Annotated in this window: 16 protein-coding genes; 12 read left to right on the top strand and 4 right to left on the bottom strand. The window is 64.5% G+C overall.

The window, feature by feature from the left end; all coding sequences use genetic code 11:
• The first annotated feature begins 212 nt into the window (after positions 1-212).
• The 8 genes from phnY (at position 213) to LB572_RS28885 (ending at position 9,280) form a co-directional block, all read left to right on the top strand.
• Complete coding sequence (gene phnY, locus LB572_RS28920; protein WP_224670158.1) at positions 213-1,667, top strand: phosphonoacetaldehyde dehydrogenase; 1,455 nt, start codon at positions 213-215, stop codon at positions 1,665-1,667.
• 5 nt (positions 1,668-1,672) lie between these two features.
• Entirely contained in the window at positions 1,673-2,791 is a 1,119-nt protein-coding gene (locus tag LB572_RS28915) for a TIGR03364 family FAD-dependent oxidoreductase (protein WP_224670157.1), read from the top strand.
• Positions 2,788-4,134, top strand: a complete 1,347-nt coding sequence (locus LB572_RS28910) for an aspartate aminotransferase family protein (protein ID WP_224670156.1) — start codon at positions 2,788-2,790, stop codon at positions 4,132-4,134. Before LB572_RS28915 ends, LB572_RS28910 begins: the two co-directional genes overlap by 4 nt.
• Before the next feature lie 5 nt (positions 4,135-4,139).
• Positions 4,140-5,150 (top strand): NAD(P)-dependent oxidoreductase, encoded by a 1,011-nt coding sequence (locus LB572_RS28905; RefSeq protein WP_224670155.1) that lies wholly within the window; start codon positions 4,140-4,142, stop codon positions 5,148-5,150.
• A gap of 256 nt (positions 5,151-5,406) precedes the next feature.
• Positions 5,407-6,438, top strand: a complete 1,032-nt coding sequence (locus LB572_RS28900) for a 2-aminoethylphosphonate ABC transporter substrate-binding protein (protein ID WP_140802565.1) — start codon at positions 5,407-5,409, stop codon at positions 6,436-6,438.
• Positions 6,439-6,469: 31 nt separating this feature from the next.
• A complete protein-coding gene (locus LB572_RS28895) occupies positions 6,470-7,627 on the top strand; it encodes an ABC transporter ATP-binding protein (protein WP_224670154.1) in 1,158 nt (385 codons plus the stop codon).
• Positions 7,620-8,480, top strand: coding sequence for a 2-aminoethylphosphonate ABC transporter permease subunit (locus LB572_RS28890; protein ID WP_224670153.1), 861 nt, complete (start codon positions 7,620-7,622; stop codon positions 8,478-8,480). The genes LB572_RS28895 and LB572_RS28890 overlap by 8 nt, the downstream gene beginning before the upstream one ends.
• 2 nt (positions 8,481-8,482) lie before the next feature.
• Positions 8,483-9,280, top strand: coding sequence for an ABC transporter permease subunit (locus tag LB572_RS28885; protein ID WP_224670152.1), 798 nt, complete (start codon positions 8,483-8,485; stop codon positions 9,278-9,280).
• 10 nt (positions 9,281-9,290) lie between these two features.
• Here the strand turns inward: LB572_RS28885 and LB572_RS28880 are convergent, their stop codons facing one another.
• Both LB572_RS28880 and LB572_RS28875 read right to left on the bottom strand, forming a co-directional pair.
• Positions 9,291-9,788, bottom strand: coding sequence for a peptide deformylase (locus tag LB572_RS28880; RefSeq protein ID WP_224670151.1), 498 nt, complete (start codon positions 9,786-9,788; stop codon positions 9,291-9,293).
• Positions 9,789-9,791: 3 nt separating this feature from the next.
• The gene (locus tag LB572_RS28875; protein WP_224670150.1) at positions 9,792-10,997 is read right to left on the bottom strand and encodes an ROK family transcriptional regulator; all 1,206 of its coding nucleotides are present in this window, start codon (positions 10,995-10,997) and stop codon (positions 9,792-9,794) included.
• Positions 10,998-11,197: 200 nt separating this feature from the next.
• Between LB572_RS28875 and LB572_RS28870 the strand changes: the two genes are divergently transcribed.
• The 4 genes from LB572_RS28870 to otsB all read left to right on the top strand — a co-directional run bounded on the left by LB572_RS28870 (position 11,198) and on the right by otsB (position 17,237).
• Complete coding sequence (locus LB572_RS28870) at positions 11,198-12,256, top strand: glycosyltransferase family 4 protein (RefSeq protein WP_224670149.1); 1,059 nt, start codon at positions 11,198-11,200, stop codon at positions 12,254-12,256.
• A 103-nt stretch (positions 12,257-12,359) separates the two neighbouring features.
• Positions 12,360-14,522 carry an amylo-alpha-1,6-glucosidase gene (locus tag LB572_RS28865; protein WP_224670148.1) on the top strand — a complete coding sequence of 721 codons (2,163 nt, stop codon included), beginning with the start codon at positions 12,360-12,362 and terminating at the stop codon, positions 14,520-14,522.
• Between the two features lie 148 nt (positions 14,523-14,670).
• On the top strand, positions 14,671-16,461 hold the full coding sequence (locus LB572_RS28860; protein WP_140802557.1) for an alpha,alpha-trehalose-phosphate synthase (UDP-forming): 1,791 nt from the start codon (positions 14,671-14,673) through the stop codon (positions 16,459-16,461).
• Positions 16,458-17,237, top strand: coding sequence for a trehalose-phosphatase (gene otsB, locus LB572_RS28855; protein WP_140802556.1), 780 nt, complete (start codon positions 16,458-16,460; stop codon positions 17,235-17,237). Before LB572_RS28860 ends, otsB begins: the two co-directional genes overlap by 4 nt.
• A gap of 19 nt (positions 17,238-17,256) precedes the next feature.
• On the opposite strand, the gene LB572_RS28850 is transcribed toward otsB, so the two are convergent.
• Positions 17,257-17,994, bottom strand: coding sequence for an ATP-binding cassette domain-containing protein (locus LB572_RS28850; RefSeq protein WP_224670147.1), 738 nt, complete (start codon positions 17,992-17,994; stop codon positions 17,257-17,259).
• Positions 17,995-18,080: 86 nt separating this feature from the next.
• Positions 18,081-19,280, bottom strand: a complete 1,200-nt coding sequence (locus tag LB572_RS28845) for an alanine racemase (RefSeq protein WP_224670146.1) — start codon at positions 19,278-19,280, stop codon at positions 18,081-18,083.
• Between the last annotated feature and the right edge of the window lie 8 nt (positions 19,281-19,288).

Raw genomic sequence — 19,288 nt, 5'->3', positions numbered from 1 at the left:
CTGCGGGCCACCTCTCCCCCGATCGACGGGAGAGAGGAAAGGCGCTTGGTCGATTCGGCAGCGTCTTTGGCTCGAAATGCCGTGCTGTTGAATTAGAACGACGGGGCGCTGGCCCCGCAAGATTTCCTCTCCCCCGTCGATCGGGGGAGAGGTGGCCCGCAGGGCCGGAGTGGGGGTCGATCCCCGCGACGTGTCCAATAATGGAACTAACCATGACCCAACTCGATCCCGCCATCAAAGTCCGCCACGAGCCGATGCGCATCGCCGGCCAGAAGGTCGACGCCGATCAAAGGCTGGAGGTGCGCTTCCCCTGGAACGACACCGTCATCGGCACCGTGCCGGCGGGCGGGGCGGAGCATGCGCGGCGCGCCTTCGAGATTGCGGCCGCCTACCAGCCGAAGCTGACGCGCTATGAGCGGCAGCGTATCCTGCTCAAGACCGCTGAATTGCTCAATGCCCGCAAGGACGAGCTGTCCGATCTCATCACGCTGGAGCTCGGCATCTCCAAGCAGGACTCGCTCTACGAGGTGGGACGTGCCTTCGACGTGTTTACCCTTAGCGGTCAGTTGGCGATCCAAGACGACGGGCAGATATTCTCCTGCGATCTCACCCCGCACGGCAAGCAGCGCAAGATCTTCACCATTCGCGAGCCGCTCAGCGCGATCTCGGCGATCACGCCGTTCAACCATCCGCTCAACATGGTGTCGCACAAGGTGGCGCCGGCAATCGCCACCAACAATTGCGTCGTGGTCAAGCCGACGGAACTGACGCCGATCACGGCGCTGATGCTGGCCGACATCCTCTACGAGGCCGGCCTGCCGCCGGAAATGCTGTCGGTCGTCACCGGATGGCCGGCCGATATCGGCGACGAGATGATCACCAATCCCAACATCGACCTGATCACCTTCACCGGTGGCGTGCCGGTCGGCAAGATGATCGCATCCAAGGCCGGCTACAAGCGCCAGGTGCTGGAGCTTGGCGGCAACGATCCGCTGATCATCCTCAACGATCTATCGGACGAGGATCTGGCGAAGGCGGCCGACCTTGCGGTGGCCGGCGCTACCAAGAATTCCGGCCAGCGCTGCACGGCGGTAAAACGCATCCTGGTGCAGGAAAAGGTCGCCGACCGCTTCGTGCCGATGGTGCTGGAGCGGGCAAAGGCCATCAAATTCGGCGACCCGCGCGATCCGGCCACGCAGCTCGGCACGGTGGTACACGAGAATGCCGCGGCGCTGTTCGAAAGCCGTGTCCACATGGCGGCCGAGCAGGGCGCCGAGGTGCTTTACAATCCCGGCCGCAAGGGCGCGTTGCTGCCGCCGATCGTCGTCGATCGCGTGCCGCATCAATCCGAGCTGGTGATGGAAGAGACTTTCGGTCCGATCGTGCCGATCGTGCGCGCGCCCGACGATGACGAGGCGTTGATCGCGCTTTCGAATTCGACGGCGTTCGGCCTGTCGTCGGGCGTCTGCACCAACGACTTCCGCCGCATGCAGAAATACATAACCGGCCTCAAGGTCGGCACCGTCAACATCTGGGAAGTCCCGGGATACCGCATCGAGATGAGCCCCTTCGGCGGTATCAAGGATTCGGGCAACGGCTACAAGGAAGGCGTCATCGAGGCGATGAAGAGCTACACCAACGTCAAGACCTTCTCCCTGCCCTGGTAAGTGCCGTGACGGACAGCTTTGACCTTGCAATTGTCGGCTCCGGCATTATCGGGCTGGCTCATGCGCTGGCAACCGCGCGTCGCGGCCTGCGCGTCGTCGTCATCGATCGCGATCAGAAAGCCAACGGCGCTTCGATCCGCAATTTCGGCCTCGTCGTCGTCACCGGACAGGAGCCGGGCCAGTCGCGCCGGCTGGCGGAACGCAGCCGGGAAATCTGGTTCGAGCTCGCGAACGAGGCGGGGATCGAAATCCTGCATCGCGGCAAGCTGATCGCGGCGCAGCGGCCGGAAGCGCTTGCGCTGCTCGAGACCTTCAAATCCGGCGAGCACGGCGCCGAGTGCAAACTCCTGACCGCGCGTGAGGCGCTCGCGCATCAGGCCGGGCTCGACGGGAAAGCAATCATCGGCGGGCTCCACAGCCCGTTCGAGTTGCGCGTGGAGTCGCGCGAGGTGCTGCCGCGGCTGGCATCGTTCCTGGCTGAGAAGCATGGCGTCGTGTTCCGCACCGGCGTGTCGGTGACGGAGATCGCGCCGCCCTTCGTCGAAACCAGCGCGGGGCGTGTTCACGCTTCAAAGATCGTCGTCTGTCCCGGCGACGATTTCAGCTCGCTTTATCCGGAACTGATCGGCAGGCACGGCGTGCAGCGCTGCAAGCTGCAGATGTTGCGCATCGCCGACCCCGGCTTCCGGCTCCAGTCGGCGCTTATGTCCGACCTCAGCCTGTTACGCTATGGCGGCTTCGCCGCATTGCCGGAAGCCGGCGCGTTGCGGGCGAAATTGAGCGAGGAACGCGGGGCCGCATTGGCCAACGGCGTTCACCTGATCGTCGTGCAGAGCGCGGACGGTTCGCTGGTCGTCGGCGATTCCCATCATTATGGGCTCACGCTCGATCCGTTCGGATCGGAAGCCGTCGACCAATTGATCCTCGATGAGTTCAAGACATTGTTCGGCAAGGTGCCGAACGTTCTTGCACGCTGGACGGGATATTACGCTTCGGCCAAGAATGCGGTGCTGCGCGACGCCCCGCACGAAGACGTGCGGCTGGTGATCGTCACCAGCGGCACCGGCGCCAGCACCGGATTTGGGCTTGGCGAGGAGACCATAACGGAGTTGTTCGGCCAATGACGCTCGTCCATACCGAAGGCGAATCCAACAAGGCCGCGGCGCGACAGGAATGGAGCGCCAAGCAGAGTCACGCGCCGTCGCAAGAGCTCTTGCGCCGCGACGCCGAGGCCTTCCTGCACCAGAGCCTTTCCAGCCCCTGCGTGTCGGCCATCGCCAAGGCCGAAGGCATCTGGATCGAGGACACGGCCGGGCGCCGCTATATGGATTTCCACGGCAACAGCGTCCCCCATATCGGCTATGGGCATCCGCGGCTCAAGGAAGCCATCGCCAAGCAGATGGACGAGCTGCCGTTCTCGCCGCGCCGCTTCACCTGCGAGCCGGCGGTCGAGCTGGCCGAGACACTTCGCGCGCTGGCGCCGGGCGACCTCGGCAAGGTGCTGTTCACGACCGGCGGGTCCGACGCGATCGAGGTGTCACTGAAATTGGCGCGCGCCGCCACTGGCCGGTTCAAGACGCTGTCTTTCTGGGATGCGTTCCACGGCGCCGGCTTCGGCGCTTCCAGCGTCGGCGGCGAGGCGACGTTCCGCTCCGGCATCGCCGGGCCGCTGCTGCCCGGCACCGAGCATGTCGCGCCCTGGGCGCCGCACAATTGCCCGTATGGCACCAACTCGCTGGAGGAGTCGGCACGCGCCTGCGCCAACATGATCTCGTATGTGCTGGGACGCGAGGGCGACTTCGCCGCCTTTATCGCCGAGCCGATGCGCGCGACGCCGCTGGTGCCGGCGCCGGGCTTCTGGAAAGCGGTGCGCGAAGCCTGCGACCGGCATGGCACGCTGCTGATCTTCGACGAAATCCCGACCGGTCTTGGCAAGACCGGAAAATTCTTCGCCTCCGAGCATGATGGGGTGACGCCCGACATCATCGTGCTCGGCAAATCGCTTGGCGGTGGCATCCTGCCGATCGCTTCGGTGATCGCGCGGCGCGACCTCGACGTCGCCGGCGACTATGCGATCGGCCACTATACGCATGAGAAGAATCCCGTCACCACGCGCGCCGCGTTGACCACCATCGCCATCATCCGCGACGACGGTCTCGTCGAGCGGTCGGCCGAGCTTGGCGCCCATGCGCTCGGTCGCATGCAGGATCTCATGCAGCGCTCGCCTTTCGTCGGTGACGTCAGGGGCAGGGGACTGATGTTCGGCGTCGAGATGGTCGAGGACAAGGCGAGCCGCGCGCCGGCGCGGGCGCTTGCCGAGAAGATCTACTATCGCTGCCTCGACCAGGGGCTGAGCTTCAAGATCAGCCAGGGCAACGTGCTGACCCTTTCGCCGCCGCTGGTGATCGCGCGCGCCGATCTCGACCGGGCGCTCGACATCGTCGAGGCCGCCGTGCTGGCGGCCTGAGCCCGGTGAAGGCGGTCCGCACCGATCGCGAGCTCGAATGCCCGGGCATAGACGCCGGCTTGAGGGCGCGCGGTGTCGAACTCGTGACGCTGCCGGACGGCATTCCGGAAGCCGAGCTCATGGCGGCGGTTGCCGATGCCGATCTCATCTTGATGTGCTACACGCCGATCACCGGGCGTGTCATCGAGGCCGCGCGGAAACTCAAGGGCATCGTCAAATACGGCGTCGGCATCGATGCCATCGATATCCAGGCGGCAATGCGGCGCGGCATTCCGGTCGTCAACGTTCCTGAATATGCCGAGGAGACGGTTGCCGAGGGTGCTTTCGCGCTGATGATCGCGCTGGCGAAGCGGCTGCCGGCGATCACCGCGGCGGTTTCGCGCGACGGCTGGATCTGGCCGGAGCAGCGCTGGCTGGGGTGTGACATTTCAGGGTCGACGCTTGGGCTGGTCGGCTGCGGCAAGATCGGCCGCAGCATGGCGCGGATGGCAGGGCTGGGGTTCCGGGCGCGGGTGCTCGGCTTCGATCCCGGCGTTGATGCCGCGACGATGAGAGATGCGGGGATCGAGAAGGTGGACGATCTGCAAGCGATGCTCGGCGCCTGCGATTTCGTCTCGATCCACTGCGTGTTGAACGATGAGACGCGCGGCCTGATCGGCGGCCGAGAACTTGGCTGCATGAAGCCTTCGGCAATCCTCATCAACGTGTCTCGCGGAGCGCTGATCGACGAGGCCGCACTTGTCGAGACGATCGTCGCAGGGCGCATCGCCGGAGCCGGGCTCGACGTCTATTCGCTGGAGCCGCTGACCAAATCCGGCCATCCGATGAGCGCGCTTTTCGATCGCGACAATGTGATCCTGTTTCCGCACCTCACCTTCTTCACGCATGAGGCGATGCGCCGGCTCGAGGACGATACGCTTGCTCGCTGTTTCGAGGTGCTCGAAGGTCGGCCTGTGACGATCCGCTCGCGCGACCCGCGCTTGCGCGCGCAGGCCACGGGCGTCGAACTCCGCTGAAGAATCCGTTATTTCGTGAGGTATCGCAACCAGGCGTGCAGGAGAACGCGCTTGCAATGCCCGTGCGACAGTTCCATGACAAATATCAGCTGAGATTTGTCTGTCATAAAATAAATAGATTTTACTTATCGATTGGGTGCCCCCAAAGTTGACACAACGACGACATGCACCAGCGCTACTCAGGCAATAGCGGGCCAGGAATGCGATCACGAGTGCGTCGCAAATTGTGCCTTCAATAAATAAAGGGGAACTGATCATGAAATCGCGAAATCTTACCGTGGCTATGACCTTCGCCGCTGCGCTGCTGGGCTCATCGGCACTCGTCGCGCCGGCGTTTGCCGACGGCGTCGTCACCATCTATTCGGCCGACGGCCTGCATGACGGCAACGGCAGCTGGTACGAGACCGAGTTCGCCGCCTTCACCAAGGCCACCGGCATCACCGTGCAGTATATCGAAGGCGGTTCGGGCGGCGTCGTCGAACGCGTCGCCAAGGAGAAGTCGAACCCGCAGGCCGACGTTCTCGTCACGCTGCCGCCCTTCATCCAGCGCGCCGCCGCCGACGGCCTGTTGCAGGATTTCAAGCCCGAGGGTTCCGACCAGATCGATGGCGGCACCGACAAGTACCGGCCCCTGGTCAACAACTACATGAACTTCATCTACAACGCCTCCGTGCTGTCGGAAGCGCCGAAGAGCTACAACGACCTGCTCGATCCGAAATTCAAGGGCAAGATCCAGTATTCGACGCCCGGCCAGGCCGGCGACGGCACCGCCGTCATGCTTGAGATCATCCACGCCTTCGGTGGCGAGGACGCGGGCTTCGAATTCATGAAGAAGCTGCAGGACAACAATGTCGGCCCGTCCGCCTCGACCGGCAAGCTGACCGCGCTGGTCAACAAGGGCGAGCTACACGTCGCCAATGGCGACCTGCAAATGAACATGTCGCAGATGGCCGACAATCCGAACATCAAGGTGTTCTGGCCCGCGGGTCCGGACGGCGCCCGCTCCACCTTCGCGCTGCCCTATGAGATCGGCCTGGTCACCGGTGCGCCCAACAGCGACAACGGCAAGAAGCTGATCGAGTTCCTGCTCGCCAAGGAAGCACAGTCGACGGTAAGCTCGGTGGCGCTCGGCCTGCCGGCCCGCAAGGACGTGAAGCCGGACGACGCTAATTTCGCCAAGGCGCAAGAGGCAATGAAGGGCGTGACGATCTGGGCGCCGAACTGGGACGATGCGCTGACCAAGTTGCCCGACTACGTCAAGAAGTGGAACGAAGCGACGGGAAGTTGATCTCCTGGTGAGCAAATCCGGAGGAGCAGCCATGTCGGTGCCCGCTTTCACGGGAAGCAATGTCATGGACGTCGACGCCGCGAAAATTAGCGGCGCCCCCGCCCCCGGCTCCAATGTCCACTTCGACAAGGTCAGCGTCGCCTATGGCGCGCATGTCGTGCTGCATCCGCTGACGCTCGACATCGCGCCTGGCGAGATCCTGGCGATGATCGGGCCCTCCGGCTCCGGCAAGACGACTGCGCTCAGGGCGGTCGCCGGTTTCGTTCGGCCGGCAAGTGGCCGCATCCGCATCGGCGCCACCGACGTGACCGATCTCCCGCCCTATGAGCGTGGGCTCGGCATGGTGGTGCAGAACTACGCGCTGTTCCCGCATATGCGGGTCGAGGACAACGTCGCCTTCGGGCTCAGGGCGCAAGGCGCCGACAAGTCGCTGATCGGCGAGCGCGTCAAGGACTCGCTCGCGACCGTCGGCATGTCGGGCTTTGCCAAGCGCTATCCGCGCGAGCTTTCCGGCGGCCAGCAGCAGCGTGTCGCCATCGCGCGGGCGCTTGCGGTCAGGCCGCGCGTGCTTCTGCTCGACGAGCCGCTTTCGGCGCTCGACGCGCAGATCAGGCGCAACATGGTCGAGGAGATTGCCAAGCTGCATCGCGACCTGCCGGGCCTGACGATCCTCTATGTCACCCACGACCAGACCGAAGCGCTGACGCTTGCCGACAAGATCGCCATCATGCGCGACGGAAGGGTGTCCTCGCACGGCCCGACGACCGAGCTCTACCGCCGGCCGCCCAACCGTTTCACGGCCGAGTTCCTTGGGCGCGCCAACCTTCTGCCGGTCACGGTCGCGGAAGGCGCCGACGGGCCGAAGGGGCTCGCCAAGGCCAGGCTCGGCGATGCCGTGCTTGCCAGCGCGGGACGCAGCGAGAAGCCCGGCGACAAGACCCTTCTCTGCATCAGGCCGCAGCATCTCAGCCTCACCGGTGACGCGGAACATACCAACAGGATCGTCGGCACGCTGAAGGAAGTGCACTGGCAGGGCGAGCTCACGCATCTTGTGCTCGATGTCGACGGCACGCCGGTGCGCGTCTCGGCGACCAGGTTGCCGATGAGCCTGCCGGAGCGCGGCTCGGCCATGCCGCTGTTCTTCACGCCCGGCGACACCTCGCTCGTTCCGGAAGACGTCCGTGGCTGACACCGCCGTCCTTTCCGCCACACCGGCAGCGAGAAGAATGCCCGGCCGGTTCTGGATCGTGCCGCCGGCATCGCTGCTGGCGCTGCTGTTCTTCTATCCGCTGGCGCTGATCGTCCAGCAGGCCTTCACCGACGACAGCGGCATGGCCAATGTCGCCGAATTCGCGCGGGTGCTGCATGCGCGCTTCTTCCTCAACGCGCTCATCAACACCATCACCATTTCGGTCGCGGCGACGGCCGGCTGCCTGGTCGTCGGGCTGGTGCTGGGGCTGATCCTCGCCTTCGTGCCGTTTCCCGGCAGCGGCGTCATCGCCCGGCTGATCGACACCTTCATCGCCTTGCCGACCTTCCTGGTGACGCTCGCCTTCACCTTCCTCTACGGCTCAGCCGGCATGCTCAATGCCGGATTGATGGAGGTGTTCTCGCTGCAGGCGCCGCCGGTCAACTTCCTCTACTCGACCTGGGGCGTGGTGCTGGCCGAGGTCACCGTCTACTCGCCCTTCGTGCTGCGCCCGCTGCTCGCCGCATTTTCACTGGTCGACCGTGGCCAGATCGAAGCGGCGAGCGTGCTCGGAGCCCGGCCATTCCGCATCGTGCGCCAGGTGATCCTGCCGGCGGCCGTGCCTGCGCTGATCGCCGGCGGCAGCCTTTGCCTGCTGTTGACGGTCAACGAGTTCGGCATCGTGCTGTTCATCGGCGCCAAGGGCGTCATCACGCTGCCGCTGCTGATCTACAGCAAGGCGATCCAGGAATCGGCCTATCAGGTCGCCTGCATCATCGCCGTCATCAACATCGCGCTGTCGCTGGGGCTGTTCGGCCTCTACCGCTTCGCAGCCGGCCGGCTGGGAGCATAGAGATGCTGGTCTGGTCGCGCCCCGGCCGCATGCTGATCTGGTTGGTCTTCTCGCTGCTGTTCGGCGTGCTGTTCCTCGCTCCGCTCGCCGTCATCCTGCTTTCCAGCCTGGCCGACCAATGGAACGGCGTGATGCCCAGCGGGTTCACGGTCGAGCACTACACCGATGTCGCGCAAGGGGCGGCGTGGAAGGCGGTCAAGGCGAGCCTGGTCACCGGATTCCTGGCCAGCGCGCTGGCGCTGGTCAGCGGCACCTGGGCGGCGCTCGCGCTGCGTATCCAGGACGCCACGCTGGCCAGGTTGCTTGGCGTGCTGTTCTTCATCCCCAGCGCGGTGCCTTCCGTGTCCGTCGGCCTTGGCCTGCTGGTGGCCTTCAGTCACCCGCCGCTGCTGCTCAACGGCACCATCGCCATCGTCATGATCGCGCATTTCGTGCTGATCTCGGCCTTCACTTTCGGCAATGTCTCGGCCGGGCTGGCGCGGCTCTCGCCCGATTTCGAGCAGGTGGCGTCGAGCCTCGGCGCGCGCCCCGCCTATAGGCTTTGGCATGTCACGCTGCCCTTGCTTACGCCCTATCTGGTCGCCGCCTTCGGCCTAAGCTTCGCTCTGTCGATGGGCGAGCTCGGCGCCACCGTCATGGTCTATCCGCCGGGCTGGGTGACGCTGCCGGTATCGATCTTCAGCCTGACCGATCGCGGCGATGTCTTCGCGGGCGCGGCGCTGACCATGGTGCTCGTCGCCGTGACGCTCATCCTGCTGCTTGGGCTCGAACGCGTCACCGGTCGCCAGACGAGGTCGTGACCTCGCCGATCTAGGATGCCCGCAGTTTGCCGTAGCGTTTGATCAAGCGCTCGCGCTTCAAGCGCGACAGCCTGTGTATCCAGAAGACCCCGTCGAGCTGGTCGATCTCATGCTGGTGGCAGACCGCCAGCAGACCTTCGGCGTCCTCGAATTGCTCCTTGCCTTCGAGATCCTGATAACGAACCCGGACGCGGGCGTGCCGCTCGACATCCTCCGTCACACCAGGCATCGAAACGCTGCCTTCCGTATGACGGATCATTTCGCTCGACACTTCGACAATCGACGGATTTACAAAGATCCCGGGCTTGGAGGTCGAAGGCAGTTCAATCGCCACCACACGTTTCAAAACCCCGATATGCGGGGCGGTGATGCCGATCCCGGGCGCCGCGTACATGGTGTCGAGAAGATCACTGGCGAGACGGAACAGCTCGACGTCGAACCGTTCGACGGGTTCCGCGACGGCGCGCAGCAGGGGATCAGGGAACTTTATGATAGGGCGGACTGCCATGTGTCAGCCCACCGGCTTCTGCAGCACGTCGAATTGCGGGTTGGTTTCCGAGAAGATCGGCAAGGCCGCGGCGCCAAGGACGGAGGTGTCCCTGCCTGCGGCGCCGACCAGGACCCGCGGCGTCATGCGGGCGCTGGTCGCGCTCACGGAGAGGTGGAGCGGTTCGAGCCGGGTGGCCAAAGCCTCGATCACCGGCAGCGGCATGAAGCCGCCGAGCACGACGGTCTCGGGATCAAGCGCCATTTCCAGGACGTCGATCGCTTGCCGCAGCGGATCGACCGCCTCGGCGAGCCAGGCCTCGAAACGACTGTCGCCATTGGCCAACAGCTTCTCAAGCAGCTCAGGCGAGGCGTGGTCGGGGTCCGGCAAATCGAGCCTGTCATAGGCCGCGCGCAGCGAGACGTAGCGCTCCAGGCAGCCGCGCTTGCCGCAGCCGCAGGACAGGCCGCCCGGCCGCACGATGACATGGCCGATCTCGCCGGCATTGTGGCGAGAGCCCTTGTAGAGATGGCCGTTGAGGAAGAGGCCGGCGCCCAGGCCCGTCCCGATGAAGAGGTAGACGAAGCTGTCGAGCTTGCGGGCAACGCCATATAGCCGCTCGCCTATTGCCGCCGCGGTGGCGTCGTTCTCGACGGTGACGGCGATACCGGTCAGCCGTTGCAGCTCGTCAGCCACCGGAAAATCCTGCCAGCCGGGAAGGGCCGTCGGACCGACCGACGTCATGCCTTCGACGTCGAACGGTCCCGGCATCGCCATCCCTATGCCGAGCAGCCTTGTCCGTTCCAGTCGAGAGGTTGCGATCAGGTCATCCGAGATCGCGGCAAGCAGCGGCATGGCCTCTGCGGGCGTTGGCCGGTCGACACTCCTCTCGATACGCGCGCGCATCGTGCCGGAGAGATCGGTGACGACGCCGACGGCAAGCTGGTGGTCGAGCTGCAGGCCGATCGAATAGCCGCCGTCGGGATTGATGGAGTAGGGGACGGCAGGTTGGCCGCGCGCGCCTTTCAGCGTTGCTTCCGGGCGCAGCAGACCGGCCGCTTCCAATTCCTCGACGATGTTGGAAATGGTCTGCGACGACAGCGCCGTCAGCCTTGCGATCGCCGCCCGCGACAACGCGCCGTTGGTGCGGATCGCTTCGATCACCACGCGGCGGTTGTGCGATTTCGCCTGCTCGAGATTTGTGCCGGAGATGGCTTTCTTGGGGGTCATCAGGTAGGTACCAATCACGGAAACTGTAGATAGCCGCTTTAGAAAATCAAGTTGATTTAATTATTTTGCGCTCGCCACCATCTTATAACGCGGCGAGGTTGAAAGCTCTCGAGCGGATCTCAATTGTGTCCGCGACCAATTGGTCAGGAACGATCTCGCGGCTGACGCATTTTGCCTCGCGTCAACAGCCGAGGGATCCGATGCGCATAGCCCATGTCGCGCCGCTCTATGAATCCGTGCCGCCGAAGCTTTATGGCGGCACGGAGCGGATCGTCTTCTACATCACGCAAGCACTGATCGAGCTCGGGCACGACGTGACGCTGTTCGCGAGCGGTGACAGCGAGACGTCGGCCAGGCTGGTGGCCGGCCGCGACCAGGCGATCCGCCTGGACCCGCGGCCGAAGAAATCGGAGATCGCCGCGCATCTGGCGATGCTTGCCGATGTGCGCGAGCGCGCCGGGGAGTTCGACGTCATCCATTTCCATCTCAGCCACTTCCTGCATTTTCCGTTCTTCGCAGAGATCGCGGGGCGGACGGTGACGACGCCGCATGGCCGGCTCGACTATGTCGACCTGGCACCGGCCTACAAACGCTTCCCGCGTTTCCCGATGATTTCGATTTCGCACAGCCAGAAGCGCGGCCTGCCGGATGCGAACTGGCTCGCCACTATCCATCACGGACTGCCGCTCGATACCTACCGGCCGACCTATCAGCCGCAGTCGGAGGAGCCTTATCTCGCCTTCCTCGGCCGCCTGTCGCGCGACAAGCGGCCGGACCGCGCCATCGAGATCGCGCGACGGTCCGGGTTGAAGCTGAAGCTGGCGGCCAAGATCGGCGACGATGACCGCGCCTATTTCCGCGACAACATCGAGGCGCTCATCGACGGCGACCGCATCGACTATGTCGGCGAGATCACGGAAGACGAGAAGGCCGGGTTTCTCGGCAATGCGGCGGGCCTTTTGTTCCCCATCGACTGGCCGGAGCCGTTCGGCCTCGTCGCGATCGAGGCCATGGCCTGCGGCACGCCGGTGATTGCCTGGGACCAGGGCGCTCTGCCGGAGATCGTCGACAATGGCGTCACCGGCTTCGTCGTGGACAGCGTGGACGGTGCGGTCGCGTCGATGCCCGCGCTTCTCGATCTGGATCGGCGGCAGGTGAGGGCTGTCTTCGAGAAGAGGTTCTCGGCGACAAGAATGGCACGCGACTATCTTGCTGCCTATATGCGTCTGACCGGCATGCCGGAGGTCAAGGCCTCCTGACCTTCATAGCGCTAATCTACGAGATAGAGCATGATGTTGTCCGAAAACCGCTTCACACTTTTCGGCATCATCCTCCAGGGCGGGGCAAACGAAGAGGTGACGAATGACGGAGCTCGACGAGCGCAAGCTCGATCCCGCCGTGGCGCTTTCCACGCTCGACGAAACGGCGCCGCGGGAACCGCACCGGCTTTTTGCCCTCAAGCAGGGCGACTGCTTCGCTGTCGCCGACGCCTATGGCGACATCAGAGGATCGGGTGACGGCTTCTTCCGCGACGACACCCGCGTGCTTTCCGAATTCCGGCTGACCATCGGCGGCAGGCAGATGTCGCTGCTCGGCGCTTCGCTCAGCCAGGACAATGTGCTGTTCACGTCCAACCTCACCAACCTGCCGATCCAGAGTGCCGCAGGCCGCGATATCCCGCAGGGTGCAATCCACATCGAACGCGTCAGGCTCATCTGGCAGGACAGGCTGTTTGAGCGGATCACACTTTCCAACTACAGCCGCGAGCATTCGACCATCACCGCCTCGCTGCATTTTTCCGCCGACTTTCGCGACATGTTCGAGGTGCGCGGCTCGACGCGGGTGAAGCGCGGCACGACGCATGTCGCCAAGACCGACAAGACCTCCGTGCTGCTCGGCTATGACGGCCTCGACGGTCTGCCGAGGCTTTCCGCAATCTCCTTTTCGCAGGCGCCCGACCAGTTGAGCGACAATCGCGCCGATTTCCTCATCGCGGTGACCAAGCGCAGTCAAAAAGTGCTCTATATCGAGGTTGGTCCCGAGGTCGCCGATCCGCCCGATCGCGACCGTTTCCGCGCCGCGGCGGCACGCGCCCGCTTCGGCATGCGCGCCAAGCGCAGGCATGGCGCCACGGTGCACAGCTCGGGCCGCGTCTTCAACGATTGGGTCGAGCGCGCCCGCGCCGATGTGGCGCTGCTAACCACGGAGCTTCCGACGGGACCCTATCCCTATGCCGGCATCCCGTGGTTCTCGACGGCATTCGGCCGCGACGGCGTGATCTCGAGCCTGCAGATGCTTTGGCTCAATCCCGGCCTGGCGCGCGGGGTGCTTGCTTTTCTGGCCGAGCACCAGGCGACCGAAACGTCGCCTTTTTGGGATTCCCAGCCCGGCAAGATCATGCATGAGACGCGCAAGGGCGAGATGGCGGCGCTGCGCGAGCTTCCCTTCGGGCGCTACTATGGTGGCGTCGACACCACGCCGCTCTATATCCATCTGGCTTCCGCCTATGCCGACCGCACCGGCGACATGGCCTTCATCGACAAGCTCTGGCCTTCGCTGAAAGCCGCCGCCGAATGGACGGAGGAGGCGAGCCGCGCCACCGGTTTCGTCACTTACCAGCGTGCCGCCGAGTCGGGCCTTGCCAACCAGGGCTGGAAGGACAGCTTCGATTCGGTCTTCCATGCCGACGGCCGTATCCCCAAGGGACCGATCGCGCTGGTCGAGGTGCAGGGCTATGTCTTTGCCGCCTTCCGCGGCATGGCGGCGCTCGCACGCCGCCGCGGCGAATTCGCGGATGCCGAGCATTGGGAGGGCCGCGCCGAGGAAATGCGGGTCGCCGTGGAACGCGACTTCTGGCTGGACGACATGAATTTCTACGCCTTGGCCATCGATGGCGAGGGCCAGCCCTGCAAGGTGCGCACATCGAATGCGGGGCATCTGCTTTTCGTCGGGTTGCCGCAGCCCGAGCGCGCCAACCTGGTCGCCGACCAGTTGCTGTCGGCCTCCTTCCATTCCGGTTGGGGGCTGAGGACGCTCGCCGACGATGCGGTGTTTTTCAACCCGATGTCCTACCATAACGGCTCGATCTGGCCACATGATACGGCGCTATGCGGCGTCGGCCTCGCACGCTACGGCGAGCGCGACAGCGTGGTGCGGCTGATGAGTGGCACTTTCGAGTCGGCTGTGCATTTCAACATGCGGCTGCCGGAGCTGTTCTGCGGCTTCGCCCGGGCGCCCGGCGAGGCGCCGATCGCCTATCCCGTCGCCTGCCTGCCACAGGCCTGGTCGGCCGGCTCCACCTTCATGCTGATGCAGGCGTGCCTTGGCCTGGAGATCGATGGCTGGGAGGGCGAATTGCACGTCACGCGACCGAGGCTGCCAATCGGCATCGATACCCTCACCATCAGGCATCTCACGGTCGGCGATAGGGCGATCGATCTTACCTTCCAACGGGTTGGCGACCGCGTCGCCGCCTTCCTGTCGGACCGGCATGAGGGACAGGTGCCGCTCATTGTGCGCACGTAAACAAAGCGCTGCAACCCTGCGTTCAACAATCGAAAAATGTCGGAACTGATCGCCGGTTTGCGCGTTCCCAACCTAACCCGGCTTGCCCGTCTGCGGCCGGCAAGAACGAAAACAATGAACGGACGGCCGGAGGCAACCTGGCATTTCAATGACACAATATGGCGTCGACCTGTTATTGGTCCTTATTCTCGCAAGCCTCGGACTTTCCGCACTAGCGATTTTCATTTCGATATCCCGGTACCGTCGCAATCACCCGAGGGCATCGGCCATGCCGGGTTCCGGGGACGACTTTGCCGCCGAGGCGGCGCGAAAGGTGCTGCGCGAATTCGAGAAGAACGGGCAGTCGGTCGACGCGGCTCTTGTGACATGGTCGCCGGACACGCTGCGCAAGATCCTCGCCGACGAGCTGCCGGAAGCGCAGGTGATCGTCGTCTCCAATCGCGAGCCCTATATTCATAACGAGACGGATGGCGGCGTCGAGCTTGTCGTGCCAGCGAGCGGACTGGTCTCGGCGCTGGAGCCGATCACACGCGCCTGCGCCGGCACTTGGATCGCCTATGGCGGCGGCACCGCCGACCGGACGGTGGTCGACGGAAACGACCGCGTGCAAGTGCCGCCTGGGCATCCCTCCTACACGCTGCGCCGGGTCTGGCTCAGTGACGACGAGTATCAAGGTTATTATCTCGGATTCGCCAATGAAGGCCTGTGGCCGCTCTGCCATATCGCCTTCACGCGGCCGATCTTTCGCGAGTCGGACTGGGAGGCCTATGAAGCCGTCAACCGCAAATTCGCTGACACCGTGGTTGCCGAGGCTCGCAACGAGCGGCCGATCGTGCTCGTCCAGGACTATCACTTCGCGCTTTTGCCGCGCATGATCCGCGAGCGTCTGCCCGAGGCGATCGTGATCACCTTCTGGCACATCCCCTGGCCGAATTCTGAGGTGTTCAGCATCTGTCCGTGGCGCGAGCGCATCCTCGACGGCCTGCTCGGCAGCTCGATCGTGGGCTTCCACACCCAGTTCCACGCCAACAACTTCACCGAGAGCGTCGACCGCTTCATGGAAAGCCGCATCGAGCGTGCCGATGCCGCCATTTCCTACGGCGGCCAGGTGACGCTGGTGCATTCCTATCCGATATCGATCGAATGGCCAGTCGATCTCCTGAAAGCCCTGCCCAGCGTCGAGGAATGCCGGGTGCGCGTTCGCAAGCGGTTCAGGATTCCAGCCGGCGCCAAGCTGTGCGTCGGCGTCGAGCGTCTCGACTACACCAAGGGTATCCTCGATCGCTTCCACGCGCTGGAGGAGTTGTTCATTCGCCATCCCGAAATGGTGGGCAATGTCGTGTTCCTGCAGATCGCGGCGCCGAGCCGCGGCACGCTGCCGGCCTACAAGCATCTGCATGAGGAATGCCTGCGCTGTGCCGAGGAGATCAATCAGCGCTATGGCAGCGACTCCTACCGGCCGGTCGTCATGGTGGCCGAGCATCATTCGCAAGCGGCGGTCTATGAACTCTATCGCGCCGCCGACATCTGCCTGGTCACCAGCCTGCATGACGGCATGAACCTCGTCGCCAAGGAGTTCGTCGCGTCGCGTGACGACGAGCAGGGCGTGCTTTTGCTCAGCACCTTCGCCGGCGCCTCGCGCGAGCTGCTGGAGGCGCTGATCATCAATCCTTACGACGCGGCGATGATGAGCGAGGCGATGCTGCAGGCGCTGACCATGGGGCCGGACGAGCAGCATGAGCGCATGCGGCGCATGCGCGACATCGTGCGCGACAACAATGTCTATCGCTGGGCCGGCAGCATGTTGCTCGACGCGGCGCGGCTGAGAAAGCGCGGCGACCTCGACCGGGTCACCGCCTTATACGACCGGCCGGCAGGCCCCACCGGCGACAATGTCGTCTCCATGTTCGAACGCAAACAGGCAGTGGGATTTAGATGAACAGTCAGGTAGACCTTACCCCACCGCTTCCCGCGGGACGGTGGGCGCTTTTCCTCGACATCGACGGGACCTTGCTGGAGCACGCGGCGCATCCCGACGCCGTCTCGGTCAGCGAGGAGTTGCGCGTTCTCCTGCAAAGGATCGAGCGGCGGCTCGACGGCGCTCTCGCCTTCATCACCGGCCGTTCGATCGCGGCCGTCGACCATCTGTTCGACCCGTTGAAGCTGCGGATCGCCGGCCTCTACGGGCTGGAGCACAGGCTTCTACCGGATGGGCGGATCGAAGCCGCCGACGAGCCGGCGGATATGGCGGCGCTTGCCGACGAGATCGAACTGGAGCTGGCGAGCAAGGCCGTCTATGTCGAGCGCAAGGGGCCGGTGCTCGCCATCCACACGAGAGCCGCGCCGCAGCTTCTGGCGCGGGCGACGGAGTTGGTCGAAGCAGCGCTCGCGCGCTTGCCGCAGGGCTACCGCGTGATCGCCGGCAATGCCGGCGTCGAACTGATGCCGCTCGAAGCCGCCAAGGGCGCCGCGATCCGGCGTTTCATGCAGCTCGATCCGTTCACCGGCAGGCGTCCGGTGTTCCTTGGCGACGACACGTCCGATGAGAACGGATTCGACACGGTCAATGCCGCGGGTGGGATATCGATCCGCGTCAAGCCGCAAGGCGAGACGGCGGCGCGTTTCGCCATCGAAGATGTAGCCGGCGCGATCGCCTGGCTGGAGGCCAACTTCGTCCCGGCCGCACAAACACCCAGCAGCGATCTCGTCGCCTAGGCCGGCAATCGCCAGCCAACTATTGCTGCTGCAAGCCCGTGATCATGGCGATGATCTCGTTCTTGTCGGTCTTCTTCGTCTCGCGCACGCCGATCTGCTTGCCGCGCCTCAGGACGCAGATGCGGTCGGACAGCTTGAACACCTGATCGAGGCTGTGGCTGATGATCAGGATGCCGACATTGCGCTGCTTCAGCGACAGAACGATTTCTTCCACTTTCGCCGTCTCGGCAACGCCGAGCGCGGCCGTCGGCTCGTCGAGCAGGATCAGCTTGCTTGCCCAATGCGTCGCCCTGGCGATCGCGACGCCCTGCCGCTGGCCGCCGGAGAGGTCGCGGATGGTGGCGTGCGCGGACGGAATGCGCACGTCGAGCTCCTTTACCAGCTTTTCCGTCTCGGCGATCATGCGGCGACGGTCGAGCAGGCCGAAGCGGTTCAGCGGCTCGCGGCCGAGGAACATGTTCATGTAGACCGTCTGCTGGTCGGCCAGCGCGAGGTCCTGATAGACCACCTCGATGCCATGCGCGCGGCCCATGGTGGCGTTCGACATCATCACCGGCCTGCCCTCGATGGCGATCGTGCCGGAGGAAGGCGGATGCACGCCCGAGACGATCTTGACCAGCGTCGACTTGCCGGCGCCGTTGTCGCCGACGAGTGCCACGATCTCGCCCGGGAAAACCTCGAGCGAGAAATTCTCGATAGCGGTGATGCCGCCGAAATTCTTGCGAATGTCCTGAAGCTGCAGGATGGGCGCGTTCATCGCATTCTCCTTCGTTGGAGCATGATCTTGTCCGAAAACCGGTTCCCACTTTTCGCTGACGCGGTCCTTCGGTTCGGGATCATGCTCTAGACAGGCCAGGCATAGGGCTCGCCGAAGCCGTTCTCGATCGTCTCGACCACTGGCTTGCCCTTCGAGATGCCAGAGACGCCGACGACATAGGCTCGGGTTACGAAGGCCTGGCCGCGGAAACCGAAGACGGCGCTGTCGCCGGACTTCGGCGCGCTGGCGCCGGAGGCATCGATCATGGCGTAGTAGTCGATCGCCGAAGGCGGTGGCACCTCGACGCTTCTGAGCGCCGTCGCGGCCGCTGTCGGCTCGGCCGAGACGATCGCCTTGACGTCGTAGTCCGGGAAGATCGGGTCGATATAGAAGCCGCCGCCGAAGCAGTAGGCCTTGCCGCCCGAAAGATGCGAGACCTCGGTGAGGTAGAGCACGGCGGGCAATTCCGGCAGGTCTTCCATGACATGCAGCGCCGTGGTGCCATGCAGGCCGTTGCCGGGTTCGCATTGCGTGGCGCCGGCTTCCGCCAGCGCGGCCAGCATGACGCTCGACGTGGTGCCCGGCGCGTTGATTTCGATCTCCCTGCGGCCGGCCTTGGCGAGCGCCTCGGCGGCCTTGCCCAGTGTCGCCAGATTGGGCGTCGGCAACACTTTTCGCGCGGCATGGTCGAAGAGCAGGGCAGGGAAGGTGGTGATGCCGGCAAAGCGGCCGCCGGGAACGACATCGAGCCGGTCGGCGACGGCGACGACCTCGCCGGCGTCGAAGCCGCCTTCATGGCCACGGTAGAAAATGTCGCCTTCGGCCGCGATGCGGGCGAGCAGGTCCTGGACATAGCCGGCAGCCTTGGCGCCCTTGCCGGCTTCCTCGGCCTTGATGTCGTTGAAGACTGTCCAATAGTCCGGCTTGAACGTCCTTGCCGCCGCATCCGCTTCGAATTTCGCAATCTGCTGCAGATGGCCGAGATGGCCGAGCTTCATACCGGCCTTATGCGTGGCGCGCGCGCAGGCCATGTCGACGGCGACCGCGCGTTCGATGCCGCCGCGCATCACCGCCTTGCAGAACGAGCTCGAGCGGCCGACCTGCTTGGTCATGGCGAAGATCTTCAGGCCGAGCCGGTCGGCTTCCCGCTTCAAGATCGCCGCATTGCGCTCGACCGTGTCGAGATCGAGCACATAGGCGTTGGCCGGCAGCTTGCCCTGCTGATGAAGGCCGATCGCCGCTTCAATGAAGGCGGGGTTGCGGCGGCGCAGAACGTCGAGAAACATGGAAGAAT

It is taken from the genome of Mesorhizobium sp. BH1-1-5 (assembly GCF_020165615.1).
Taxonomy (GTDB): domain Bacteria; phylum Pseudomonadota; class Alphaproteobacteria; order Rhizobiales; family Rhizobiaceae; genus Mesorhizobium.
Note: the sequence above shows the minus strand (reverse complement) of the source record. Positions and strands in the feature narration are given on the sequence as shown.